The organism is Flavobacterium aciduliphilum, from assembly GCF_003268855.1.
Lineage (GTDB): Bacteria > Bacteroidota > Bacteroidia > Flavobacteriales > Flavobacteriaceae > Flavobacterium > Flavobacterium aciduliphilum.
On sequence record NZ_QLSZ01000003.1, the window covers coordinates 162,100 to 186,884 of the forward strand.

Consider the following 24,785-nt stretch of genomic DNA (forward strand, 5'->3'; position numbering starts at 1 on the left):
AATTTAAGGAGAACTCCAGGAGATGTTTGAAATACTATTTGTTTAAATAATCAATCTTTTTACTTATATAACTAGATAAAATTTTTAATACTTTTAATTGATTGTTTTTTTTACTCGAACCCTTTAATTTAGAATATTCTTTTGAGAAATCTGTTAACGGCTTACATAGGTTATTTGAATCCGTATAGTTAAAATGGGTTTCTGCAAACTTTTTTATATTACTTTCACTTTTTGCTTCATTCTCATCCATGTAAATTAATTTTGCTTCTATTAAAAGTTTAAATAAGAATGCAGAAGAATTTTTATCTAGCTTAATATTACATTTATTCTCAGGGGCTTTTTTATCCGAAAAGTAATGACTTAAATCTGTTACTCCATAAACCTGAATAGCATTTTTTATAATGTTTATTTTTTCTTCAAAGTAGACTAAGGATTTGTAAAATTGATTTAAGAAGAAAAATAATTTCACTTTTTCAAAATCAAGAGGTTTGTTATAATTATTAGTACGGTCTTTATGGGTAAAAAAGCAATATAACAAAATGTCATCTTGGGCTTCTGCATTAAAATTATAATTTAATACCTTGTCAATAGTGTAAGGTTCTAACACATCATATTCGATATCGTAATTAACTTTACTAATTAATGTTCCAAAATTTGAGAATGAAGAAAACTCTTGGATTTTATTAATGGTATAATAAGTAATTCTATCTTGTATTATAACAAGTAATTCGTCAACAATCAATAAATTATTATTGTTACTTATTAATATTGTTTTAAGGCCTTCAACAAATTCATCAATTTGGTCGTGAAAAACATCTTGATTTAACTCATCTAACCATGAATAGTTTATCCTAAATTTTTTATGTTTTTCATGAAATTCTATATGAATTTTAGAAAATTTTATAAATTTTTCTTTATATTCTAAAGGTAGTAACATGTTGTTCATCATTTGGTTATGTCAAATTTATTAATTTATTCTACTTGTCACGAAATTTCTCCATTAATTTTTGCATATCCTCTGAAACACTCGAATCAAGAATTTTAGCATAATGTTGGGTTTGCCTTATGGTCTTATGTCCAAGCATCGCTGATACGTTTTCAATTTTAATTCCATTACCTAAGGTAACAGTTGTTGCAAAAGTATGTCTTGAAACATACCAGGTAAGGTTTTTATCTAATCCAACTATTTCAGCAATTTCTTTTAAATAAGCATTCATCTTTTGATTAGAAATTTTAGGCAATAGGGACTCGGATTCAAATTGATATTTATTTATTATTCGAATTACTTGTGGTAGTAAAGGTACATTTGATCTTGAATCGGTCTTTTGACGATTGGTTTTTATCCATAAGTTTTTATTGGCATCTTGAATAATATTTTTTCGAGTAAGTTTTAAAGCATCAACCGGAGCATATCCAGTGTAACAACTAAATAAAAAGATATCTTTTACTCTTTCTAATCGGTCAATTTTAAAATCTTTATTTTCAATTCGCTCCAATTCTTCTTCTGTCAAAAAGCATGTTTCTACTTCTTTTATCTTACCGCTGTATAAGTTGAATGGATTTTTTTCTATTAATTCCATTTTTAAGGCATAATTACATATTGTTTTAAGATTTTTGAAATACTTTACTGTTGAATTATTTTTAATCCCTAATTTGCCTTTATATTCACTCTCGAACTTTAAAAAAGATTCCAAGTTATAAATATAGCCGCTGTTGACTTTTTCAATCTGGATATCTTTGAATCCATACTTTTTTGAATTGAAAGTTTCAATTAAGTCTCTTACTCGCTTGTACTTTTGTAAGGAAGCTTTTGAGCGTTCACTAACATCAACTAATTTTGCAAAATACTGATTGTGCTTATCAATAATATCTAATAGAGTAGGCATGGCATCATCTTTATGCTTGCCTAAAATCATTAGCTTGAACTCAGAAATATTTATATCTTCTTGATATTTTACAATTTGATTGTATATTTTTTCAATTTTCAAAACATACAAATCCAAGTACTCTTTAAGTACTTTTTCCTTTTCAACTCTAAGCTTACGTCTTAAATTATCAGTCTCCACCCAGCGCTCTTCCGATATGTATTTACCGGTACTAATAGTGATAGATTGCTGCTTAAAAAGAATTTTAAAGTAAATAGGGCATTCTCCGCTGTTTTTTACTTTGTCTTTTTTGATGTAAATCATTGTTTTTACCATAGTTTTTAGATTAAAAAATTAACGGTACAAATTGATTAAAAAAACTCGTAAACCCTTTTGGTTATTGGAGATCTCCAGGAGAAGTTTTTAATTTAGTTACCCTATTTTGGGTAAAAAACCAATAGGGTAACCTATAGGGTAACTAAATTATGCGTTTTTATATGTATTTTGACACATTGTCAAAAACTAAAAAACCCTTCAAACACTGATGTTTAAAGGGTTTTTATAATTTTGTGTTTCTTTTGAAACATCACTTTCGCGGAGAAAGAGGAACAAACACCTACTTTTTCTATACATATCAAATCTTACTGAAACAATCGTTAACCCTTATAAAATAAGGGTTTTTTTAATATATGATAGTTAAGTAAAATTAAGTAAATTATATATAAATATAGTCAATGTGGGGATTATGTGGGGATAATTTTGTATCTTTAAATTATTGAAAAACCTAATAATTCCGTACCAATGGCAACTATTAACTACCTAATTAAAGGAGAAAAAAACGTAACAAATATACTTTTGCGTTTCAAAAATGGCAGAAAATGCGATTTAACAGCAACAACAGATCTAAAGGTAGAGCCTAAAAAATGGAGTGCTGCAAAACAAAAAGTCAAGCTTACTGCTGATGATACTACAAAAGACGAAGTTAATCAAAAACTTGCAGAGCTTGAAAAATTTATATTTGATGAATTCAATTCCGATAATAGTAAAGGTGAGTTTATCGACAAGCACTGGTTAAGAAAAAAGATTGCAAATTTCTTTAATCGACCAATTGACGAAACTGCCGTTGACCAAATATTTTTTATTCCTTTCATTGATACGTTTATTAAAAATGCTCCTACTCGCATAATTAAAGGTAAAAACAAGGCGATAGCCAAAGGAACTATCACAAAATACAATACAACACTCAACAAGCTAAAAGAGTACGAAGAACGCTTTAAAACGAAGCTGAAATTTACCGATTTAGATTTGACTTTCTATGATAGATTTATCAATTTTTTATCCCAAGAACAGAAGATAAATTTAGGTACAATCGGTAATTATATCGGAACAGTTAAAACAATTGCCAGAGATGCCAAATTAAAAGGTTTGCCGGTACATCCTCACATTGAACATCCTCACTTTTTTGTTCCTAAAGTTACTGCCGATAGCATCTATTTAAAAGATGAAGAAATCAACACAATTTTTAATCACGATTTTAAAGGGGTTGAGAGATTAGAAAACACAAGAGATTTATTCATTATTGGCTTGAGAACAGGATTAAGAATTTCAGATTTTTTAAGATTGAAAGATGCCAACATCAAAAACGGCTATATTGAAATTGAAACCCAGAAAACAGGTCAAACCGTAACAATTCCACTTCACAAGCAAGTAAAAGCAATTTTAGAAAAAAGAAACGGTTTTCCAAGAGCTATTTCAGACCAAAAATTCAATGAACACGTTAAAGAATTGTGCAGAGTAGCAAAATTCACAGAACTAACTCAAGGTTCTAAAATAAACAAAGATACTAAGCGAAAAGAAGAAGGAATTTTCGAAAAATGGGAATTAGTATCATCACACATTTGCCGTCGTTCATTTGCCACTAATTTGTATGGTAAGTTAGATAATCTAACTATTATGGGAGTTACAGGGCATCAAACAGAAACCCAATTTTTGAAATACATTAAAATAACCAATACCGAAAAAGCCGAAAAATTAAAAGACTATTGGAATAAGCAAAACGAAGAACAGGCAATTGAAGAGAAAAAGATGAAAATAGTAAAGTAAGATAAAGTTTAATATATTTAAGCCTTCAAAATCCTTTATGCAGAATGTAACGAACTTTATTAATCTATTGGGTGAAAACTATTATTTAGATTTCATCATACAACCTTATGCTGAAGAAGTAGATTATGAAAAACATTTTGTGTTAGTTCATTATCAAGATAAAAAGTATTACGAGCAAACTCACGAATACATTCAAGTAAGGCAAAATGAAATTATCAATGATGCGAAATCTCTTTTTCAAAAGTCTATTTCTGATATTTATTTAGAGGTTTCAAAAAGGAAAAATGAAGAAATTGAAAAGTATTTAAATTTTAATATTCAAGCAGCTAAAGTTAAATTGAATATTCTTAAAAATGATTTTTATGTCGAAAATGACAAGTCCAGATATTGTGCAATTTTATATGATGATGCCGACACACAAACTTTAGAAACCTTTTTTTCAAAAAGAGATTATTCAAGCACGACTACTAATATTGAAATAAAAAGTATAATTCAAAAGTTAAATTCGGATGATAACCCCAAAAATTTATTACCATTTAACACAAGCGATTATTTTTTAGAATTTCATATTCAAAGATTTAAACTTTTAAGTTTTTTGCCTTTTAAATTATTTCACATAGGACACCGTTTTGTATTTGAATTAGAAAAAATTAAAGAGTTAAGTCCTGTTAGTAAACTTAAAAAGGCAAAATTAAAAGTAGAACAATCACAATCAGTAAACACAATGAATAAGAAAGACACCTATTTTGATAAATTTTGTGAATTGATTGATGATTATACAATATTAAAAAAGAGTACAGCAATTGGTGTAATGGTTGATTTAGAAGATTGTATTAAAAGAATTAAATCTGAAACCCTGTTGGAACTTCAAGAGAAAGGGATTAATAGAAACGATCATTTAGATTTCAAAATAAATGAAATTGAAAAATTAGAATACATTAAAAATGCTGACATATCTTTTATCCAAAAATGGCTTAATGAATATAAAATAAGCATTGAGGATATATTTAGTAGAAATTACAATAATAGCGATATTGAAGCTGTTATTGCGAGGCATTACAATGATATGGACAATTTTACCGCAGAAAAAGATAAAGCCTTGCAAGTTCAAACAGATTTTTATTATTATTTCTGCAAACATTATGCAGATGAGTTGATTGCTTATTTCAATTCAAAAAAAGAAAACAAAGAAACCAGTATTTCAACAAAACAGCCTTTGCCGATGAAACCTTTTAAAGATGAATATCTAATTATATTTTGTAAAGAGATAAGTGATGAAAGAGCGGTAAAAGAATGTTGCTTTGATTTAGTATATGAGGGCATAGTGCATTATGTACCATATCTTGAAACTGAAATAATTGAAAATTTGTTGCTTTTAGGTAATGATAAAAGAGACGATTATTTGAACTTTGCAATTGATAAAATAAAGAAAACACCTTTTGTTGACAAGGAAAAATTCAATATTGATAAATGGCTAAAGAAGTATAATGTTTCAATTAATGAGTTTCCAAATTTTAGTAATGAAGAGTTAAAACATTGGCTTAATAGATATTACAATGGTTATTCTGAAACACCAAACGATTTAAATTTTATACTTGATATTCAAATAGATTTCTACTGTTATGCTGCAATGATTGAAGCGAACAAAATGATTGACTTTTTAGAAAGTAAAAAAATAAATGCAACTTCAAATTCAATAGATAATACTACTGAAACAGAAAACACAAACCAATTAACAGTTAATCAATCAATTATTCTTTTAGATAAGTTAGGAGTATTTAGTGCCGATACTTTTGAAAACAAACCAAACACTAAAAAGGCTAAACTTATAAGCCAATTATTGGGTAAAAATGAGAAGAATGTAAAAACAGCTATTGAAAAACTCGAATTAAAGAAATCAGAATTGGGAGCTGGTTATCAAAGAGATATTGATAAAATAGAACGTATTTTAAACAACTTGGAGTAACCTCTGGAGTACCTTTTGGAGTTACTCCAACAATAAGAAACAGCAAACCTCACAATAGCTTTGTACCATCACAAACGATAAAATTTATATCAAGATGGAACAAAGTAAAATGACACAAGTGTTCGGAGTTTCTCCAGAAGAATTTAAAGAAAGCATCTTGACAGATGTTAGAACAGAGCTTAAAACGTTAGCTCAAAATTTCCAACCAATCACACCGCAAGAGTACCTTACTCGACAAGAAACAGCCGAGATACTAAAAGTATCTTTGGTTACACTTTCCGATTGGAATAAAAAGAAAATACTCAATCCTTATCGGCTTGGAAACCTCATCAGGTATAAGCGTTCCGAAATAGAACAAGCTTTAATTAGTATCAATCCTAAAAAAGCATAACGATGAGCCATCCATTTCAAGACAGCTTAAACAACATCGAAAAACGCTTAGAAGAACTAACCAAATTGGTGACCAAAAAGCAAGAAAAAGTATTCGATAAAGTAATTATTGACAATGATGAGTTTCAAAGACTGTTCAAAATTAGTCCAGGTACTGCTTCCAATTGGAGAGAAAAAGGATTGATTGCATACAGTCAGATAAACAATAAAATTGTCTATAAAATTGAGGATATAAATAAAATGCTTGACGATAACTATCGACCATTTAAAAAGTAATTTTTTAGGTAATGATAGACTTTATCAAGTTTAAAATCACTGATGAAGCACTAATAAATGAAGTTTGGAATAACAATATTTTAGTGTATGAGGGTAAATCTGAAAAGCGATTTGATGATGAAATTAAGGAATTAGTAACCAAGAGTTACAAGAACTTATATTTTACAAAGTATCAAAACAGACTGGAAATAAAAGGAAGCATTCACTGTTATTTCAATGATGAACCTCATAATGCTAATGATTTTTACATTTCAGATTGTATTGATACAATTATTGAAATCAAAACTATTTTTAATCTTGATTTGAATAAATGTTATCTAATTAATTTAGAATATGCAGTAAATATCAATCCAAACATTTTAGTATCGGATTTAATTCTAAATTTAATCTATCACGAGAAAAGACCATTTAACAGACCTAAAAACTTTGACTACAAAATAGCAGGAAACGAAGCATACAAACAGATAAAAGCATACGATAAAAGTATGCAATTTCCAAACCAATGTGATAATACATTTCGTTTTGAAGTAAAGACAAAACAAGCAAAATTCATCAATAGTTTAGGAGTATTTACACTTCAAAACCTAACGGATAGAAAGTATTATAATACACTAATAAATTCATTATTAATCGAATGGGATAATGTTTTACTATTTGATAAATCAAAAACAATTGATGATAAATTTTTCAATACGAACTTCTGGGAAGATATTCTAAAAAACGGCAACCGTAACAAATTCAACAATCAAAAGAAACTGTATTATAAAAAATTAGGTAATGAAAACTTGCATACCATCATCAAAAAACAAATAGAACGGAAAGCTCAATTATTAAAATGTGTGCATATTCCAACTACTATAAACTTGGAAACTGCACAGTATGGAGTTTTGTTTTAAATTATCTTTTTTCTCTCCACTTAAATGCAAATTAATTTTTAGCAAAGAATATTTATTTCAAATATAATTGTGAATTTAAAAAACAATTGTATATTTGGACATAATTTGTCAAGAAATATTTTATCTATGCAAAATTTGGAAAGTATTGGAGTTAAAATCAGAAACTTGCGTGAAGGAGCTGATATGCCATTGAGAAAATTGGCGGCTTTACTTGATGTTGACCAATCAACTTTGAGTAAAATTGAAAGAGATGAAAGGAAACCGAATATCAAGATGATTGAAGAAGTTTCAAAAATCTTTAATGTTGACAAAGACGAATTACTTATTTCGTTTTATAGTGATATAGTTTTTTATGAAATTCAAGACGAGAATTCATTTTCAAAAATATTGCAAGTTGCAGAAGCTAAAATCCAATATCAAAGAACTATAACAAATAAGAAAAAATGATTGCGAACGTTTTAAATTACTTGCTAACAAAGGAAGAGCAACTTATTACGTTGCAAATTCAAAATGATTTTTTCTCAAAAAGTGAGGAATTAAACGCAACATCTCAAGCAGAAATACATTTGGTTAATGCAAATCTATTATTAACTAATGAAATAAATGTAGCTTATAAAATTCATAAGCGACTTATAAATTCTCTAATTACAATTTATATAAATGAAAAACATTTAGATCATTACACTGCACTTAATGATGTTTTTGATTTTGATATAATTGAGGAAATTAATGAGTTTACTCATCGTTATATTGATTTAGTTCCTGAAATTGTTGAAGAATTACACATTGCTTTTTTGAATTCAGAGTTTTCAATTAATAACGGTAAACTCAATCGAAAAAAATCTAAACATCATTTACGAGAAACAGGAGCTGTATATACACTTAAACAAATTACAAGTGAAATAGTAGATAATTGTATCTCTAATGCAATTAATGAAAATGTAAAACCTCAAAAGATTACTTGTTTAGATTTTGCAAGTGGTACGGGTAGGTTTTATTTTGAAGCTTTAGAAACACTTAACAAAAAGTACTACTTAACATTCGAAAAAATAATTTGTGATAATTTATTTGCTATTGATATTGATGAAATGGCATTGGCTGTTTTAAGAATAAAGGTAATCTCATATTTCAAAAAATTAAATCCAAGAATTATAAATGCGTTAAAAATTAATATTCTAAATAGAAACGCATTAGTACCTAAAGTTAATTTGTTACAGGATGATAATAATAACTTTAATCTTTCTACTGATTTTGAAAAAGCATTATCTAAAGGAGGTTTTGATGTGGTTTTCTCTAATCCACCATACTGTTTGCTAAAGGCTAATAAAAAGGAGGATGAAAAGAAACTAAATGGATATTTTTTAAATCTTCAGAATAGAATTCAAAATGAAATAACATTTTTTAGGACATCAGGTTTTTATAGTTACTCAATTGAAGGAATGTTGAATTACTATCAACTTTCAATAGAAATGATTATTAGAATTACTAAAGTTAAAGGTCAAATAGGAATTATTTGTCCGTCATCTATTTTTGGAGATTTGACCTCTGCTAAACTTCGTAAGCACATAGTAACAAACCACAAATTGCATTTTATTCGTTATTATCCAGAAGCAGCAAAACTATTCGAAAACGTATCTCAATCAACAGTAATATTTTATATTCAAAAATCTGGAGTAACGAACAATATTAATATTGAAATTGACAATTCTAAATTTGATATTAATATTGAAACCATAAGAAATATTTTTCCAACAAATCTTGAAATTCCATTGATTGACAAAGTAGGTTGGTCAATTTTGTCTAAAATTTCAAAACATAAAAAGATTAATGAAATTCCATTTATAAGAAACCGTAGAGGAGAATTAGATTTAACCCTTTTTAAATCAAGCATCACAAAAGATAATACTGGTTGGCGTTTAGTTAGAGGAAATATGATTTCAGAAAATGGAGTTGTAGATAAAAATGGTGAGTATGTTGAAATTGATAGCTTTTTAGCAAAAAAATCAATTGAGTACAAGAATAATGACTTTAATAAAGAAAGGTTAATATGTCAGCAGATTTCTAATGTTGATAGTCATAAAAGATTAAAATTTGTTTTAAGTGAAAAAACAGATATTCTTGGAAATTCTTGTAATTACATTGTTTCAACAAGAAATGAGAATGACCTTCAAAAATTAAACTATATTCTAAATAGTAGTTTATTAAATTGGCGTTTTAAAATTACAAGTAGCAATAACCATATTAATAATTATGAATTAGATGAATTACCAATTGTTGATTTAGATAATTTTGATATTGAAGATTTAGTATCAAATCAATCAGAAATAGACAATTACATTTGTCAACTTTACGGACTTACAAAAATCGAAACTGAATATTTAACAGGAACTAAAATAACAAAGAAATTAAAGCCAGTATATGAGCAAGAAATTATATAATCATATTGCACCAAGATTGAGTGATTTAGAATGGGAAATGGCTAAACATATTCCAGAGGGAGGCAATTGGCAAAGTATTCCTGTACATATTCCTTCCCAAAGGTTAGAGCAAATTAGACGTTCAGGAGGAAGAACAACATACTATGGCAGATTGGACAACAATAAACCAAGTTATACTATTACAACCTATTTTAATCGATTAGGTAATGGTTGCAATTTACATCCGTCACAAGATCGAATAATATCAATAAGAGAAGGTGCAAGATTACAATCGTTTAAAGATAGTTATGTTTTTCATAGCAGTAAATCAGCTCAATATAAACAGATTGGAAATGCAGTTCCTCCATTATTAGCAAGAGCAATAGCAGAAACAATTAAACCATTTCTTCAAAATAAAACCTTTGTTGATTTGTTTTCAGGAGCAGGTGGTATGTCAGAGGGTTTTCTTATGGAAGATTTTGAACTAATTTCAGCTAATGAGATTGAGAAAAATTATTTTGAAACCTATAAACAAAATCATTCTCATTTTGATAATGGTAATAATTTAATTTTGGGAGATGTAACATCACCAGAAATAAAAGAAAAGATAATTGCTTCAACAAATGGATATGATAAAGTAGGCGTTGTAATTGGTGGTCCTCCTTGTCAAGGTTTTTCAAGTGCTGGTTGGAGAAATCCAGAAGATAAGCGTAATCAACTATTTAAAGAATTTGTAGAATTAGTAGATAAAATAAAACCTGAAATATTTGTAATGGAAAATGTTACAGGTATTTTGAGTATGAGAAATGGAGAAGCAATTAAAGAAATCATTGCATCTTTTGAAGAGATTGGTTACCACGTAAACAAACCTTTCAAATTAAATGCAGAAGAATTTGGAGTGCCTCAAAAACGTAAAAGAGTTATAATTGTTGGTTCTTTGGTAAAACAAGAAATAAAATCTCCTAAAATATTATTTTCGAGTACTGATGATAATTTACCAAACCCAATAACAGTAAAACAGGCAATCGCTGGATTACCTGAATTAAAAACTGATAGTGGTGATTTTGAAACGAATATTGATTATGAAGCAACTTCCGATTATGAAAAACTAATGATGAATGAAATTGACTTTAAAACATTTTATGAAAATTGTAAATTGATGCTACCAGTTACTTGCTGCTAAATCTGCCAATAAACTTAATATTTTATTTAGTTGGTCTTTAGCTTCATCATATTTTTTTGAAGCTAAAGGCTCTAAAATCAATTCAATTTCCTTATCAATTTCCTCACTATTCCATATTTTTCCCTTACGATTTTCTTTAGTCATATATTCTACTAAAGTATCAAAAGCAATCCGGAAATATCTTTCTACATTGTTTTGTTGATTTTTCCCTGTTACCTCTTTTCTAATTACATTTTTATACTCACCTGTCATTGGGTTAAATCCTTCAAATTTATAATCATAAAATGAATACTCTGGATTTAAATAACCTTCAAGGAACTTTTGATGCCCTTTCTCATATATGATTGATAAAAGTATTAATACGTGATGCAAATTTTTTCTCATTAAAGAACTAAGTAGTAATGCATCTTCATCAACTTTGACCTTGTTTTTTAATTTATCCCAAATGAATTTTGAATGCCAAGAAACTACGGTTTCTCCTTTATCTTCGTCAGCAATTAATACTTTGACATCATTCAATGTCATTCTATTACCTTTAGAGCTATTTTCCTTTGATGTCATTGGATGAAACTTAGGTCTATGAGCAAAACCTAATGACATTGGACCAATATGATCGGGGCTAACTCCATTTTTAACAAACTCAGCATATAATCTATCTGCCATTTTCCAATCTCCATCAGACCATTTTTCATAAACTCTTCTATCTTGAGTATATCTTCTAAGATTTTCCTTTCTTCTGCCTGTATCACAAACATCTCTTACATCAGAATTGTAGGAATGAAATCCATCTAAACGGTCAGGAGAGTTACTCATAACTCCTGGTGAAACATATCCTCTTTTTTCTTTATTAATATACTCTTCTTGCAGATAATCAATCAATTCAGGTAATTCTTTAAAATCAATTGAAATATTAAAAACTTCACAGAATAACTTACATTCATCTATTTCATATAGAACCGAAGCTAACTGTAAAATATCTAAATCATAATATTTAAAGGCCTCATCGTAGCTTTTATTTATTAAATCTATTCTGCTGGGTGCAGGATAACGGTAATCTATAAATAAAGTTTGTCCCGTGAAAAGGCAAACGTGCTGTTTAGTAGGATGATTTAGAAATGCCACTTTTTGACGAAAACCTGCCTCCATAACGTTTGTTGCTTCTAAATTAAATGAAATTAATTTTTCTTGCCAAAATTCCATTCGTGCTTTTCCTTGAGGTGTTTTTATAGTTGTCATCCAATTAATATTTCCTTGAGCATTAGTTGTATAAGGGAATCCTTTAAAATTATTACTATTTACAATATCTTTTTGGTATTGCAATCCATTTGGATGAGGATACATAATGTCAGAAGTTAAACTAATATCAAGTTTGTCCTTTCCATTTTCAATTGCTTTATCTTCATAAAGATTTAATAAAAGTCCTAAAAGAAAAATATCAATAGGTGTTATTGGGTTGTCAGTTTCAAATAAACTTAACTGTTCTGCATCAACTAAACCTTCGTTTTCAACATCCTCTATTGATAATCCTGACAATTCTCTGGCTTCTTTTAACTTTTCAGGATAATAGTTTGTGATTAGTATTTCTTTTCTCATAAAATATTCGTTTGGTTATTGTTGATTAATTAAATCAGTTATTTTTACATCTAAAGCATTTGCAATTTTCTCTATATTTAGTAAAGTGATGTTTTTTTCTGCACGTTCAATCATACCAATATAAGTTCTATGTAGATTTGCTTTTTCTGCTAATTGTTCTTGAGAAAAACCTTTTTGTTTTCTATACTCTTTTATTTTCTCTCCAAACTTTTCTAAAATATCTGATTTATTCATTTTGCTAATTTTAGTATGCACAAATCTAAATAATCAATAGTTTATAAACTACATACTATAATTAGCATATTTGTTTTGTTCAATCAGTAAATGATTATATATTTTATATATTTAACGAATGATATAAATAATGAGATTTTATGGAAGTAATTAATAACTCTGAAAATGCTGAATATGAAATCAAGATATTTCAAATAGATAAATCATTTTATGAATTTAAAAAGCATAACCTAAAAAACAATGAGCAAATCATTAATTATATCGTCAATGAGCATCGAATAAAAGTAAAGGATATTGAGAATTATAATAAGAAGATTGTTCCAGTACTAATAGATGAGGTAGATTATTTTACTTATGTCTATAATGAGGAGGAAAAGGATGCGTTTTGGAAAAAATTTATACCAGAAAGTTTATCAAATAATTTAGTATTTAAAGTTCAGCAACTTTCATTTGCAATGTTTGCAAGTATAGAAGATAATATTTATGCAATAGTTGGTGGTGGCGGTAGTAGAGTTATTATTCGTTTTCAAAATCATAGATTTGGATTAGATTTTTTTGAATTTATCACAGATTTGAATGAAGATGTAATTTCAATTGAAACAAGAGGAATTTCGGGTAAACTAACGAAAAGGAAAGATATTTTTAAAGATGGTTTAAAACTGGTTGATATTTTAAATTTTACAAATATTCCCTCAAAAATAAACATTGTATTAAAGCAAGAAATAAAAGATAGTGTTTTTGACTTTATTGAATTTGAAAATAGAATTACTACTATCGAAATTGGTTCATATTTTAACATAAAACATAGAATACCTTTTAAATCTTTACATCTACTTTTTAAAAAAATAAATGAAATTTCTAAATCGGAAACTAAAAAATCTCTAACATCTTTTGTTGAGGTTAAGGATAAAGGCGTTATTTCAAGTATTTACAGAGAAGAACTTTTATTGCAGTTGTACGAAAATATGATGGATTTATACTCTCCGGCAAGAGGTCAAGCACCTAAAAAATTAGATATTGAATTCGTACATCCTTCAAAAATACAAGAGTTTTATGAAGCTGAATTTTATATATTTAAATTTAAAGGAACACGTAAAGGTCATCATTTTCAAAACAGGAAAAGTTTATATTATGATGGATTGAAATTAGTTTATGAAAGTTTAGAAAACTTAAATTTAATCGAATTTAAAAAAGTAATTTCTGGTTTGCATTTATACGGAATGCGAAAAAAAGACGATATAACTCACGCAATGTTTTTAGATCATATTGTTTGTGAAATTAATGTTGAAAATAGACCAATCTTTCAAATTGATGCAAAATGGTTTAAAGTCGAGAATAATTTCACAAATACAATAAATGAAATATGTTCAAGAATGATTGATAATAATTATTTAAATTCTGGAATAATAACAGAAAAGTGGGATGATACTGAAGATGAAGATGCCTATAACAGAAAATATCATTTGCAAAATAACTATTGGGTTTTAGACAAGGCAATAGGTCAGAATATTGAATTATGTGATATTATGTATGAAGATGAGAATACAATATATTTTATTCACGTTAAAAATGGATTTGATGCAAAGATTAGGGATTTAAGTAACCAAATTCAAATATCAGCAAGTAGATTTATGAATGAAAGAAACTCTGGTAGTGAAGATTTTATTGTTTCAATAATTGATGCTTACAACAGTAAAGATGTAAATTTAGATAAGCTTATCGACAAAGATAGTTTTAAAGCTAAATTTAAAACAGGTGGAAAAAACATTCAATTCGTTATGGCATTTAAATCAGAATTAAAAAAAGTGCCACAAATAAAAAATAATGTTAATAAAGTTCAGTCAAACATTGCAAAATACTCATTAATTCAATGTGTTAGAGAAATGAATATGTTGACTTTTCCAATAAAGATTGTTGAAATCGAAAAACTATAAATCGAAATTATAGCCATTACCTCATTCATCTGCACAAAATCCTCGTTTAGTCCAAGTATTCCTAAACTCACATCTTTGTTTGCTTCATTTCGTTAATGACAATAATAAAAAAATAGGAACGCTATCGCTGACCTTTTTGCACCCGCCCAAGCCAACGCTCTGCCAACGCTCCTGTGGTTTTGGCTTTTCCCAACGCAATAACAGCACATTACTTTTTTTATTAGATTTTATTATTGTTTTTTTTGTTTAATAAAAAAAGTAAAGAGCTGTTTCCCAACGCTCGAAAGCCAAAACCACTCCCAAGCTATGTTACATAATAAGCCATTATAGTTCAGTATGGCTGAACCCCAGCCACACAGAAACTATAAGCTTATTATGTAAAATAGCCGCCACAGCCAACGCACCCACCCGAAATAGGAACAGAGTTTTCATTGTTTTTTGAAGATGCCATATCGTATCTGAACAACGTTTTCCAGTAAATAGAAACTCTTCATTTCAAAAGAACAGTTAGGCATCCTCAAAAATCAAATTGCCCACAAGAGTATCGTTTTTTATTTGCCAGAACGATAGTAGTAAATTGCTTTTAAGCTGTCTTGATGCTAAATCCTTCCAAGAACGAAATCAATTAAATAAAAAACCTTTTTTCCAAAACAAATTATGAAGTATCAAGCCAACAATAAAAGCAATCAGAAAAATCCCGATGAGCAAATAAAAAACGATACCCTTGTTTCGCTACTGCCAACGCACTCGGTAAGTTCAGTTGGGGAAATCTTCCATTTCCCCAAACCCCTATGGATGCAATTTTTTTTGAAAGAATGCCACAAAACCCGACTTCAAAAGAACATTTCCGATAAGCATTCTTTCAAAAAAAACAGCTCAAATTGAAGTCTTATCCGAATGTTGGTTTTTGAATGGAAAGTTTAGGCATACTTGGATTTTTTTTCTGATAAACAAACGATTATTTTAAAAATGAAATTCAATAACAAACAATAAGTGCTAATTAGAAACAAAATTTAACAATATAGTTTCAATTAAAAACTAAATCATACTTAAATAATAAATTTGTTGTAGTTAAAATCAATACCAAAGCCGTACCAAGTCCACAAAATTGAATTTTTAATCTTAAAATCATATAAAAATGGGTAAAATTGGTAGAGGTATTCTTGGAGGAGTATCGGGTAAGGTAGCCAACGTTGTTGGTTCAAGATGGAAAGGAATTGATTACATTAGAGCTAAACCTCAAAGTGTAGCCAATCCGAGAACGCTATTGCAAGTAAATCAAAGAACAAAATTTGCTTTAGTGTTGAGGTTTTTACAACCTAACTTAAATTTCGTTAAGATTGGTTATAAAAATTATGCTGTTAAGAAGTCGCAGTTTAATAGTGCGATGTCGTTCATTCTGAATAATGCAATTATCGGAGTTTCTCCTGATTTTGAAATTGATTATTCTTTAGCGTTGTTGTCAAGAGGAAATCTTGCAGGAGCATTAAACCCAGTATTTGATTTAACAACACCTGGACAAGTTCAGTTTAGTTGGGATGATAATTCAACAGATGGAAATGCTTTGGCAACAGACAAAGTTATGGTAGTTGCTTACAATCCTTTAAAAGGAGAAAGTGTTTACTTAACAGAAGGAGCTACAAGGGCAGATTTATCTCAAACGGTAAATATACCTAATAGTTATGCTGGAGATGAATTACAGATGTTTATTTCGTTTATGAACGCAGAAGAAACACAATTATCAAATAGTATCTATATCGGCTCTGGTACGGCTTCATAAAATTAATAGATACTTATTCCAAGAACCACCTGTAAAAGGGTGGTTTTTTTATGTTCAAAATATAATGATTGTGGGGATTATGTGGGGATATTTAGCAAATAAAAAAACCCTAACTAATTGATAATCAATCGTTAGGGTTTTAATTCAGCGGAGAAAGAGGGATTCGAACCCCCGGACCTGTTACAGTCAACAGTTTTCAAGACTGCCGCAATCGACCACTCTGCCATTTCTCCAATAAACGAGCAAAACTGCTGTATTGCGGTGCAAATATAGCAACCTTTTTTTGTTTTCCAAATAGTTTTGAAAGAAAATCTTGAATATTTTCCTATTAAAAAACTAAATGTTTCATTCTCTTTTAATTACAATTATTCTTTTAAATTATTTTTTTACAATTAGAAATTTTATTTGTAGTTAAACGCTTTCGAAAAGATATCACCTCTTTTTTTTAAGAGGATAATCGTTCGATTTTCCAGCAAAAATCTTCTTGTAATTGATATCGTATGCGATCATGTAAACGATTGGGGCGTCCTTGCCAAAACTCAACCTCAATGGGTCTGACTAAATATCCTCCCCAATGTTTAGGTCTTTGTATTTCTTTATGTTGATATTCTGTTTCTAACTTTTTTAAATTTTCTTCTAAAAAATCTCTGTTTGGAATCACTTCGCTTTGTGGCGAAACAATAGCTCCAAGCTTACTTCCTAAAGGTCTTGAATCAAAATAATTATCAGAAATGAGGTCTGAGGTCTTTTCAGCAATTCCTTTAATAATAACTTGTCGCTCCATAATTGGCCAAAAGAAGGATAGACATACTTTTGGATTTTGTGTCAAAGCTTTTCCTTTTTCTGAGTTATAGTTTGTAAAAAATATAAAGCCTTCTTCATTGAATTTTTTAAGTAGTACAACCCTTGATTTTGGGAACCCATCAAGCCCAATAGTCGAAACCATCATCGCGTTTACTTCATCAACACCTCCAAACTCTTCAGTTTCATAAAACCACTTATGAAATAAGTTGATTGGATCTTCAGGAATATGAGTTTCCATCAAGGCACTTTTTTCATACGATTTTCTGTAATTTCCTAAATCTTCCATAGTCGTTTACTTTTGAAAATATGCTTAATTAATTTCGATTATCTTGCCATCATCAGCGAGTATAACCTCTTCAAATACGGTTTGAGCTTCTTGTTTGAACAACTCAATAGAAGGATATCGAGTCGAGTAATGTCCCAGAACTAATTGCTTGACTTGCGCTTTTGATGCAATAGTAGCAGCTTGCTTGGCTGTAGCATGCATAGTTCGTTCCAACAAATGGGCTTCAGATTCCAAAAAAGTACTTTCATGATACAAACAATCGACTTCTTGTATTAATGGAATAATTGATTCCTCATACATAGTGTCGCTGCAATAAGCGTATCGCAATCCTTTAGGTGGGTCAAACGTAAGTTCTCTATTAGGAATTACAGTACCATTATCTAAGGTTATAGTACCGCCATATTTAATTTTATTGTAATAAACTTTATCAATATTGTGATTTTGAATGGCATCTAAATTCAGTCTTCGTTCGTTGTTTTTTTCAACAAATAAAAACCCATTTGTATACACTCGATGTTTTAATGGAATGGTATGAACTTCCACATGTTCGTCTTCAAAAATGATTTGGGATTGTGTGGTTTCTAATTCGTGAAAACAAAGCGAATACCCTGTAAAAGAACCTGATGCCCTTAATTGTAGCAAAATGATTTCTTTAATTCCTTTTGGTCCGTATACATGTAAATCGTTGACTCTATTGAATAACATAAACGTAGAAATCAATCCAATCAATCCGTAAAAATGATCCCCATGTAAATGCGAAATAAAGACATGATTAATTTTAGTGAATTTAATTTTTTGTTTTCGCAATTGGACTTGAGTTCCCTCTGCACAATCAATAAGAAATGTATGATTTTTGATTTCTAACAATTGAGATGTGGGATTTGAAAGGGTTCTGGGTGTTGCTGCATAGCACCCTAAAATGGTTAACTTCATCATAACCCTAATGAATTATGGGTGATTCACTAAATATTTTTGACCTTGACATGATTTTAGATGAATGAGATTCAAACTAATCCTTAATAAATATATAAAGTGCTCCTCCTAAAAGCTACTCTTTCTTATCATTTTCTAAGCGCCCCAATTTTATTACTTTAATGATAATATAGATGATTAATCCTAAGTTTATTGCTAATCTTAAATAATCATAGTCCTTGTTTTTAAATCCGCTAATCAACTTACTTACAAACAAATAAGTTAAAACAAATAAACCCAAGGCATAGCTGTAAATTATAGTTTTGTTATTTATTTTCATACTTAAAAACCTAAATCACGTTCAATTTCTTCCATTTCAATGATATCATGCGCTTCTTGTAAAGAAGGAACCACAGTTAAACGGTTGGGAACTGCGTTAAAGTCAATGCCATCAGCAACAACTACAAAGGATTTTTTTCCTTTACCATGTTTATTAGACACTTCTTCAAACCTTCGTATTGAATCATTCGTTAGGTCTTTATGGTGCGATATATCCAATATCAAATTGTGATTTTTGAAAGTACCATGCTCATTTTTAACTTTTTCAATAAATGAATCAAGATTGCCTTGTGTATCCCTAATCGTTATGGTATGCCCTTTTTCTTCAACTTTCATCTTAAATTTATTTTGCTAAAAGTAACCAATTTTATTTAATTTTTGAAGCCAATAGATAAATTATTGCCATTCGAATGGCTACGCCATTTTCAACTTGATCTAAAATTAAGGAATGAGGAGAGTCTGCCACTTCTGTTGTGAGCTCCACTCCCCTATTTATTGGTCCTGGATGTAAAATAACAATCTCTTTATCTAAGGAATCCAATAGTGTTTGGTTCAATCCAAATTGTTGCACATATTCACGTGTGGACGGAAAATAATTCACTTCCATTCTCTCGTTTTGTACTCGTAAAACATTAGCTACATCACACCAGTTAAGGGCTTTTGTCAAATTGGGCTCTACCGTAACTCCTAAAGATTCAATATATTTTGGTATCAACGTTTTGGGTCCACACACTTTTACAATAGCGCCTTGCATGGTAAGCGCATAAATATTAGACAAGGCTACTCTTGAATGTAGAATATCACCAACTATAACAATTTTTTTCCCATGGACATCGCCCAATTTCTCCCGGATGGTAAAACTATCCAACAAAGCTTGTGTAGGATGTTCGTGTGCTCCATCACCAGCATTAATAATGCAAGCCTTAACATTTTTGGCTAAAAAATGTGCCGCTCCTGGACTAGAATGTCGCATCACAACCATATCTACTTTCATAGCTAGTATATTATTTACAGTATCTAGCAAAGTCTCCCCTTTTTTTACGGAGGATTGTGCTGCCGAAAAACTAATTACATCTGCGGACAATCTTTTTTGCGCAAGTTCAAATGAGATTCTTGTTCGAGTGCTGTTCTCAAAAAATATGTTGGCAATAGTAACATCCCGCAACGAGGGAACTTTTTTTATGGGACGATTGATGACTTCTTTAAAATGTTCAGCTGTCTCAAAAATTAAGTCTATATCGTCTTTGGATAGATATTTAATTCCTAATAAATGGGAAACGCTTAGTGTTTTCATGATACCTTGCTTTGTGAGTCGTTATTTGAAATTAAATAAACACCATCCTCCATTCCATTTTCAGCCCAATGTACTATTACTTTTTCATTATTAATGGCATCTACTTGTCTTCCGCAATAATCGGGTTGAATGGGCAAATGACGACTGAATCTTCTATCAATGAGGGTTAACAATTCAATTTCTGTAGGACGCCCAAACGATTGAATAGCCGTTAGAGCCGCATTAATGCTTCTACCAGTAAACAAAACGTCGTCAATAAAAACTACTTTTTTATTTTCAACTAAAAAGTCAATTTGGGTCTTATTGGCTTCTAAAGTTTTTTCTCCTCTTCTAAAATCATCTCTAAAGAAAGTACTATCCAAAAATCCCAATTGAACATTTGGAATGTGATATGTATGTGTTAAAATATGTTTGATACGCTGAGCTAAAAATCGACCTCTGGGTTGCAATCCTATTAAAATTGTATCTGAAAAATCAAGATGGTTTTCGACCAATTGACATGCCAAACGATGAAGAATGATAGAAACTTCTTTTGCGGTGAGTAATAATTTTTGACTCATGATGAAGTGTGCTGTTTGGTGTGTAAATATATACAATTTATTTGGATGTTAAAACAAAAAATCCCTCTACAAGATTGTAAAGGGATTTTTATCATTCGTTAATTTTTGAATTACTTCTCAATCCAAGTTGTAATTGAGGCATCTGTAGGAAGTACTCTCGGAGCAATCACGTGTTCTAATTCCCCTTTTTCATTGATAAGGTATTTTTGAAAATTCCACTCTACTTCACTGTCTTGCAATCCGTTTTTTGATTTTTCAGTTAAAAATTTATAGACTTCACACATATCACTACCTTTTACTGAAACCTTTGCCATCATTGGGAAAGTAACACCGTAATTCTTCTGACAAAAAGTACTGATTTCTTCATTGGTACCTGGTTCTTGAGCAGCAAAATTATTGGCAGGAAATCCTACAATGCAGAAATTTTTATCTTTATATTTTTTATAAAGTGCTTCTAAGTCTTTGTATTGGGGTGTTAAGCCACATTTAGATGCTGTGTTTACGACGAGTATTTTTTTGCCTTTCAGGGAGACAAAATCAAATGAATTTCCCGATAAATCTTGTACTTTGAATTGGTAAATGTTTTGTTTCATAGATTCCGTTTTTGATGTTTTCACAGCAGTTGTAACGTTTTGCTGCCCTTGACAGTTACTAAAAATCAAAATCGTTAGCACTGATAAGTAAGATAATAGTTTTTTCATCACTTTATTTTTTAAAATGTTTTTTATAATGCCAATATACTATAGATGAAAACGTTAAGAATGTCACCAAAATATACATGTATATGGTCACATTTTGTTTTTCGCCCGTGGCATAAGAATGCATTCCTGTCAAATGAAAATTAACTCCAAAGTAGGTCATCAATATCGATGCATAGGCTAAAACACTCATAAAATTAAACGCAAACAATCCACGTAAGGAGGGTACAAAACGCGCATGAATTACAAAAGCATAGACCATAATACTAATCAATGCCCATGTCTCTTTGGGATCCCAACCCCAATAGCGTCCCCAACTTTCATTGGCCCATTGCCCACCTAAAAAGTTTCCTATAGTGAGCATAACCAAACCAATAGTCAAAGCCATTTCATTGATATAAGTAATTTCTTTAATGTGCAAACTCATAAGATTCTTGTTCTTTTCTCTCACAAAAAGCATTAAAATTAAAGAAACAAGTCCTAATATCATTCCCAAAGTAAACGGACCATAACTGGCCACAATTACTGCCACATGAATCATTAACCAATATGAGTTAAGAACAGGTTGTAAATTAGCTATATCAGGATCCATCCAACTTAAATGGGCTACCATCAAAATCATAGAAGCCACAAAGGTTCCTGAAGCGATTGTTAATTTAGATTTTCTGTCAAAAGCCAAAGTAAAAAACATGGTTGCCCAAGCTACATAAATCATACTTTCATAAGCATTACTCCATGGTGCATGTCCAGAAACATACCATCTAGCGATGAGTCCTAATGTATGTAAAGCAAACAAAAATCCTATAAAAATATGAAAACTGGTAATAGCAACTCGAATTGGTTTTGTATTAAAAAAGATACCGAGTATCGCTAGAATCAACATGATACTTCCCGCAAGCATATAAAGCCAAAATAAATTTCGAAACACATCGTATTTATTCAACATGATTTCAGAGGTAATTTGTTTTTCAGTAGGTCTGACTGCTAGACCATACTTCTTCTGAAAATTTTCCAATCCTAAAATCATGGTATTCGCCATAGTATAATTTTTGGAGGTAGAGGCTTTCGCCAACGCATCTAAATAGAAAGGAAGTGCATTTTTAATTTGATCCAAATCAGTGCCTGTTTTTTCACCAATCTCTAAAAATGAGACCCACTTATTGTTTTTATCTTTTGGAATTGGAAAAATTCTCAAAATCGTACCACTTAGAGCCGAATTCAATAAATTGATTTTCTTATCAGCTTCGATAAAATCTTTTTGGAATTGATCGGGATTGGTTGTTTTATAAGCCTCGTCGAGGTAAGGGCCTAATTTATAATTTCCTTTTTTATCAAAGAAACTCCTGAATGTGATGTATTTATCTTCTTCTTTGACACCTATAATTTTTCGAATACTGTCGTTTCCTTTTTTCAAATATATTAACGGAAGTTCAAACCAAGCGGTTGGAAACTGGGTCATTGAAAGCAAAACTTGATCAGAATTCATACCGTTGTAGGTATCACTTTTACTCACTTTTCGCAACAATTCAGAAGAAAAAGTATTGATAGGATACATTCTACCATTTACATCTTGAATCACCAAACGGCCAAATTTTTCAGCTTGTTGTTCAGGTACTTTGTATTTTAAAATAGAATCTAAATAATTAATTTTAGAATTATGACTATTAAGTGTTTGTGCGTAATTATTTAAAGCTGTAATTAAAAATAAAATAGTTAGTAATTGTGTCTTTTTTTGTTTGATATCTTCCAGTTTTCGTTTCAAATCAGCAAAACGTGTATGTTTTACAAAAAGGATAGCTAACATAGCAAAAAACAATAAAAAATACCCTATATATGTAATCAAAGTACCCCAATAATCATGATTCACAGAAAGGATGGTTCCCCTTTCATCTGGGTCAAAAGACGATTGAAAGAAACGATACCCTTTGTAATCAAGAATGTGATTCATAAAAATATCCGCATTAAAACGATCTTTCCCATCATTTACAGTAACTTTACTTTTGTAAGAAGAGTAACTTTTATCTGTTCCTGGATACTTATCTGCAATAAAATCATTCAACTGGATAGCAAAAGGTAAGGAATATACTTTACTTCCAAACGACAACGTAAATTCTAGGTTACCTAATTTTAAAGTGACTGGTTGCCCTATTTTACCTTTAGATCCTATTAGAGTGACTTCTTTACTGTGTCCTTCAGCCGAGACTAAAACTGTAAGCGCATCATCCCCTTTTTTGGCTTTGTAATTTCCACTAGACACCATTTTTTTCACTCCTTTCATAGGCTGTTCGGGAAACACAAATTGTGCATTACCTACATTATACAAGGAACGAAATTGTAGCGGCTGATTGATGTCTTTTAGAAGTTTTCCTTGAAATTTATCAATCATACGCATAAAATTGCCTTCAAAAGGCGCAGAAACTGTAGTGGTTGTACCATCAGTTGTGATGTTGATGGCTCCTGGAGTAGGTTTGTTTAAAGCAAATAACAAATTGTGAATGTTTTGAACTTCACCAGCTTTAAGGTAATGTTCTTGTCTTGATCCGCTGCCAGCTTCAACTAATTTAAGATAAAATTGCCCCGAATTGGATGGTTCGATTTGTTCTTTTACATCCATTGCAAAATCCTTGTATTCTATAGTAAAAGGAGTTTTATCAAAGCGTTCCTCTATAGAAAATGAATTCGAAGCAAAAGGCCAATACGTGGCTTCAGATAATAGTAAGGGTTGTTCTAAAACTCTTCTTTTCAATTCGCCATGGTATTGACCATCCACAAATATTGTAAGAAAGTTTTTATCCGAAACGACTTCGTTGGAAGACTCCCCTTCTCTAATGTGAAGCATTCCTTCATAGCTAATGTATCGTGTAATTCCCGCCCCTACAATAATGAATATAAAAGAAAGATGAAGTAATAAAGTGGCCCATTTTTCTTTACGATACAGTTGGTATCTTTTAATATTACCTGCAAAATTAATCACAAAAAACACCATAATTACTTCAAACCATTTCGAATTATAAATCCATAATCGAGCGGTATCCGTATTGTAATAGCTCTCAATAAAAGTACCTATTCCCATAGCTGTTGCAAACAATAAGAACAAGACGGCCATTAAACGTGTAGAATAAAAAATAGAACCTATATTTTTTTGCATGACGGGTTTTGTTATAAGAGTTGCAAATGTAAATCAAAAAAGAATAATATTTGCTATCCTTTGATGCAATTAACAAAGCTTTAAAAGTATAAAAAAATCAAGTCTTT

At 30.0% G+C, this 24,785-nt stretch carries 21 protein-coding genes and 1 tRNA gene; 10 read left to right on the forward strand and 12 right to left on the reverse strand.

Annotated features, from left to right (window positions below):
• Positions 1 to 34: 34 nt before the first annotated feature.
• Both CLV55_RS05020 and CLV55_RS05025 read right to left on the reverse strand, forming a co-directional pair.
• Positions 35 to 937, reverse strand: a complete 903-nt coding sequence (locus tag CLV55_RS05020; protein ID WP_146739540.1) for a hypothetical protein — start codon at positions 935 to 937, stop codon at positions 35 to 37.
• 40 nt (positions 938 to 977) lie between these two features.
• Complete coding sequence (locus tag CLV55_RS05025; RefSeq protein WP_245902679.1) at positions 978 to 2,189, reverse strand: site-specific integrase; 1,212 nt, start codon at positions 2,187 to 2,189, stop codon at positions 978 to 980.
• A gap of 477 nt (positions 2,190 to 2,666) precedes the next feature.
• Here CLV55_RS05025 and CLV55_RS05030 point away from each other — a divergent pair, with 477 nt between their 5' ends.
• From CLV55_RS05030 to dcm, 8 genes are all read left to right on the forward strand, one after another.
• Positions 2,667 to 3,968: a site-specific integrase gene (locus tag CLV55_RS05030; RefSeq protein WP_112112664.1), complete on the forward strand. Its 1,302-nt coding sequence runs from the start codon at positions 2,667 to 2,669 to the stop codon at positions 3,966 to 3,968.
• 37 nt (positions 3,969 to 4,005) lie between these two features.
• Positions 4,006 to 5,934 (forward strand): hypothetical protein, encoded by a 1,929-nt coding sequence (locus CLV55_RS05035; protein WP_112112665.1) that lies wholly within the window; start codon positions 4,006 to 4,008, stop codon positions 5,932 to 5,934.
• Between the two features lie 94 nt (positions 5,935 to 6,028).
• A complete protein-coding gene (locus CLV55_RS05040; protein ID WP_112112666.1) occupies positions 6,029 to 6,325 on the forward strand; it encodes a helix-turn-helix domain-containing protein in 297 nt (98 codons plus the stop codon).
• Positions 6,326 to 6,327: 2 nt separating this feature from the next.
• The gene (locus CLV55_RS05045; protein WP_112112667.1) at positions 6,328 to 6,600 is read left to right on the forward strand and encodes a helix-turn-helix domain-containing protein; all 273 of its coding nucleotides are present in this window, start codon (positions 6,328 to 6,330) and stop codon (positions 6,598 to 6,600) included.
• Positions 6,601 to 6,611: 11 nt separating this feature from the next.
• Positions 6,612 to 7,496 (forward strand): hypothetical protein, encoded by an 885-nt coding sequence (locus CLV55_RS05050; RefSeq protein WP_112112668.1) that lies wholly within the window; start codon positions 6,612 to 6,614, stop codon positions 7,494 to 7,496.
• Positions 7,497 to 7,622: 126 nt separating this feature from the next.
• Positions 7,623 to 7,943, forward strand: a complete 321-nt coding sequence (locus tag CLV55_RS05055) for a helix-turn-helix domain-containing protein (protein WP_112112669.1) — start codon at positions 7,623 to 7,625, stop codon at positions 7,941 to 7,943.
• Positions 7,940 to 9,934, forward strand: coding sequence for an Eco57I restriction-modification methylase domain-containing protein (locus CLV55_RS05060; RefSeq protein ID WP_112112670.1), 1,995 nt, complete (start codon positions 7,940 to 7,942; stop codon positions 9,932 to 9,934). Before CLV55_RS05055 ends, CLV55_RS05060 begins: the two co-directional genes overlap by 4 nt.
• Positions 9,915 to 11,096 carry a DNA (cytosine-5-)-methyltransferase gene (dcm, locus tag CLV55_RS05065; protein ID WP_112112671.1) on the forward strand — a complete coding sequence of 394 codons (1,182 nt, stop codon included), beginning with the start codon at positions 9,915 to 9,917 and terminating at the stop codon, positions 11,094 to 11,096. The genes CLV55_RS05060 and dcm overlap by 20 nt, the downstream gene beginning before the upstream one ends.
• On the opposite strand, the gene CLV55_RS05070 is transcribed toward dcm, so the two are convergent.
• Both CLV55_RS05070 and CLV55_RS05075 read right to left on the reverse strand, forming a co-directional pair.
• A complete protein-coding gene (locus CLV55_RS05070; RefSeq protein WP_112112672.1) occupies positions 11,076 to 12,689 on the reverse strand; it encodes a hypothetical protein in 1,614 nt (537 codons plus the stop codon). The two genes, dcm and CLV55_RS05070, sit on opposite strands and share 21 nt — an antisense overlap.
• 15 nt (positions 12,690 to 12,704) lie before the next feature.
• A complete protein-coding gene (locus CLV55_RS05075) occupies positions 12,705 to 12,923 on the reverse strand; it encodes a helix-turn-helix domain-containing protein (protein ID WP_112112673.1) in 219 nt (72 codons plus the stop codon).
• A 140-nt stretch (positions 12,924 to 13,063) separates the two neighbouring features.
• Here CLV55_RS05075 and CLV55_RS05080 point away from each other — a divergent pair, with 140 nt between their 5' ends.
• Positions 13,064 to 14,857, forward strand: a complete 1,794-nt coding sequence (locus tag CLV55_RS05080; RefSeq protein WP_112112674.1) for a DUF6119 family protein — start codon at positions 13,064 to 13,066, stop codon at positions 14,855 to 14,857.
• Positions 14,858 to 15,995: 1,138 nt separating this feature from the next.
• Positions 15,996 to 16,637 carry a DUF6266 family protein gene (locus tag CLV55_RS05090; protein ID WP_112112676.1) on the forward strand — a complete coding sequence of 214 codons (642 nt, stop codon included), beginning with the start codon at positions 15,996 to 15,998 and terminating at the stop codon, positions 16,635 to 16,637.
• Positions 16,638 to 16,785: 148 nt separating this feature from the next.
• Here CLV55_RS05090 and CLV55_RS05095 read toward each other — a convergent pair.
• From CLV55_RS05095 to ccsA, 8 genes are all read right to left on the reverse strand, one after another.
• A tRNA-Ser gene (locus CLV55_RS05095) sits at positions 16,786 to 16,870 on the reverse strand.
• Between the two features lie 212 nt (positions 16,871 to 17,082).
• Entirely contained in the window at positions 17,083 to 17,727 is a 645-nt protein-coding gene (gene pdxH / locus CLV55_RS05100) for a pyridoxamine 5'-phosphate oxidase (RefSeq protein WP_112112677.1), read from the reverse strand.
• Positions 17,728 to 17,751: 24 nt separating this feature from the next.
• On the reverse strand, positions 17,752 to 18,660 hold the full coding sequence (locus tag CLV55_RS05105; RefSeq protein WP_112112737.1) for a ribonuclease Z: 909 nt from the start codon (positions 18,658 to 18,660) through the stop codon (positions 17,752 to 17,754).
• 321 nt (positions 18,661 to 18,981) lie between these two features.
• Positions 18,982 to 19,314, reverse strand: a complete 333-nt coding sequence (locus CLV55_RS05115) for a ribonuclease Z (RefSeq protein ID WP_112112679.1) — start codon at positions 19,312 to 19,314, stop codon at positions 18,982 to 18,984.
• Between the two features lie 31 nt (positions 19,315 to 19,345).
• A complete protein-coding gene (locus tag CLV55_RS05120) occupies positions 19,346 to 20,272 on the reverse strand; it encodes an aspartate carbamoyltransferase catalytic subunit (RefSeq protein ID WP_112112680.1) in 927 nt (308 codons plus the stop codon).
• Entirely contained in the window at positions 20,269 to 20,832 is a 564-nt protein-coding gene (pyrR, locus tag CLV55_RS05125; RefSeq protein WP_112112681.1) for a bifunctional pyr operon transcriptional regulator/uracil phosphoribosyltransferase PyrR, read from the reverse strand. Before pyrR ends, CLV55_RS05120 begins: the two co-directional genes overlap by 4 nt.
• Positions 20,833 to 20,942: 110 nt before the next feature.
• Positions 20,943 to 21,533, reverse strand: coding sequence for a glutathione peroxidase (locus CLV55_RS05130; RefSeq protein WP_112112682.1), 591 nt, complete (start codon positions 21,531 to 21,533; stop codon positions 20,943 to 20,945).
• Positions 21,534 to 21,537: 4 nt separating this feature from the next.
• Positions 21,538 to 24,678: a cytochrome c biogenesis protein CcsA gene (ccsA, locus tag CLV55_RS05135; protein WP_170122241.1), complete on the reverse strand. Its 3,141-nt coding sequence runs from the start codon at positions 24,676 to 24,678 to the stop codon at positions 21,538 to 21,540.
• Between the last annotated feature and the right edge of the window lie 107 nt (positions 24,679 to 24,785).

What these genes read in the sequence shown, in the direction of transcription:
- CLV55_RS05020 (WP_146739540.1), bottom strand. Translation starts at nt 937, where the DNA reads ATGTTACTACCTTTAGAATATAAAGAAAAATTTATAAAATTTTCTAAA.
- CLV55_RS05025 (WP_245902679.1), bottom strand. Translation starts at nt 2,189, where the DNA reads ATGATTTACATCAAAAAAGACAAAGTAAAAAACAGCGGAGAATGCCCT.
- CLV55_RS05030 (WP_112112664.1), top strand. Translation starts at nt 2,667, where the DNA reads ATGGCAACTATTAACTACCTAATTAAAGGAGAAAAAAACGTAACAAAT.
- CLV55_RS05035 (WP_112112665.1), top strand. Translation starts at nt 4,006, where the DNA reads ATGCAGAATGTAACGAACTTTATTAATCTATTGGGTGAAAACTATTAT.
- CLV55_RS05040 (WP_112112666.1), top strand. Translation starts at nt 6,029, where the DNA reads ATGGAACAAAGTAAAATGACACAAGTGTTCGGAGTTTCTCCAGAAGAA.
- CLV55_RS05045 (WP_112112667.1), top strand. Translation starts at nt 6,328, where the DNA reads ATGAGCCATCCATTTCAAGACAGCTTAAACAACATCGAAAAACGCTTA.
- CLV55_RS05050 (WP_112112668.1), top strand. Translation starts at nt 6,612, where the DNA reads ATGATAGACTTTATCAAGTTTAAAATCACTGATGAAGCACTAATAAAT.
- CLV55_RS05055 (WP_112112669.1), top strand. Translation starts at nt 7,623, where the DNA reads ATGCAAAATTTGGAAAGTATTGGAGTTAAAATCAGAAACTTGCGTGAA.
- CLV55_RS05060 (WP_112112670.1), top strand. Translation starts at nt 7,940, where the DNA reads ATGATTGCGAACGTTTTAAATTACTTGCTAACAAAGGAAGAGCAACTT.
- dcm (WP_112112671.1), top strand. Translation starts at nt 9,915, where the DNA reads ATGAGCAAGAAATTATATAATCATATTGCACCAAGATTGAGTGATTTA.
- CLV55_RS05070 (WP_112112672.1), bottom strand. Translation starts at nt 12,689, where the DNA reads ATGAGAAAAGAAATACTAATCACAAACTATTATCCTGAAAAGTTAAAA.
- CLV55_RS05075 (WP_112112673.1), bottom strand. Translation starts at nt 12,923, where the DNA reads ATGAATAAATCAGATATTTTAGAAAAGTTTGGAGAGAAAATAAAAGAG.
- CLV55_RS05080 (WP_112112674.1), top strand. Translation starts at nt 13,064, where the DNA reads ATGGAAGTAATTAATAACTCTGAAAATGCTGAATATGAAATCAAGATA.
- CLV55_RS05090 (WP_112112676.1), top strand. Translation starts at nt 15,996, where the DNA reads ATGGGTAAAATTGGTAGAGGTATTCTTGGAGGAGTATCGGGTAAGGTA.
- pdxH (WP_112112677.1), bottom strand. Translation starts at nt 17,727, where the DNA reads ATGGAAGATTTAGGAAATTACAGAAAATCGTATGAAAAAAGTGCCTTG.
- CLV55_RS05105 (WP_112112737.1), bottom strand. Translation starts at nt 18,660, where the DNA reads ATGAAGTTAACCATTTTAGGGTGCTATGCAGCAACACCCAGAACCCTT.
- CLV55_RS05115 (WP_112112679.1), bottom strand. Translation starts at nt 19,314, where the DNA reads ATGAAAGTTGAAGAAAAAGGGCATACCATAACGATTAGGGATACACAA.
- CLV55_RS05120 (WP_112112680.1), bottom strand. Translation starts at nt 20,272, where the DNA reads ATGAAAACACTAAGCGTTTCCCATTTATTAGGAATTAAATATCTATCC.
- pyrR (WP_112112681.1), bottom strand. Translation starts at nt 20,832, where the DNA reads ATGAGTCAAAAATTATTACTCACCGCAAAAGAAGTTTCTATCATTCTT.
- CLV55_RS05130 (WP_112112682.1), bottom strand. Translation starts at nt 21,533, where the DNA reads ATGAAAAAACTATTATCTTACTTATCAGTGCTAACGATTTTGATTTTT.
- ccsA (WP_170122241.1), bottom strand. Translation starts at nt 24,678, where the DNA reads ATGCAAAAAAATATAGGTTCTATTTTTTATTCTACACGTTTAATGGCC.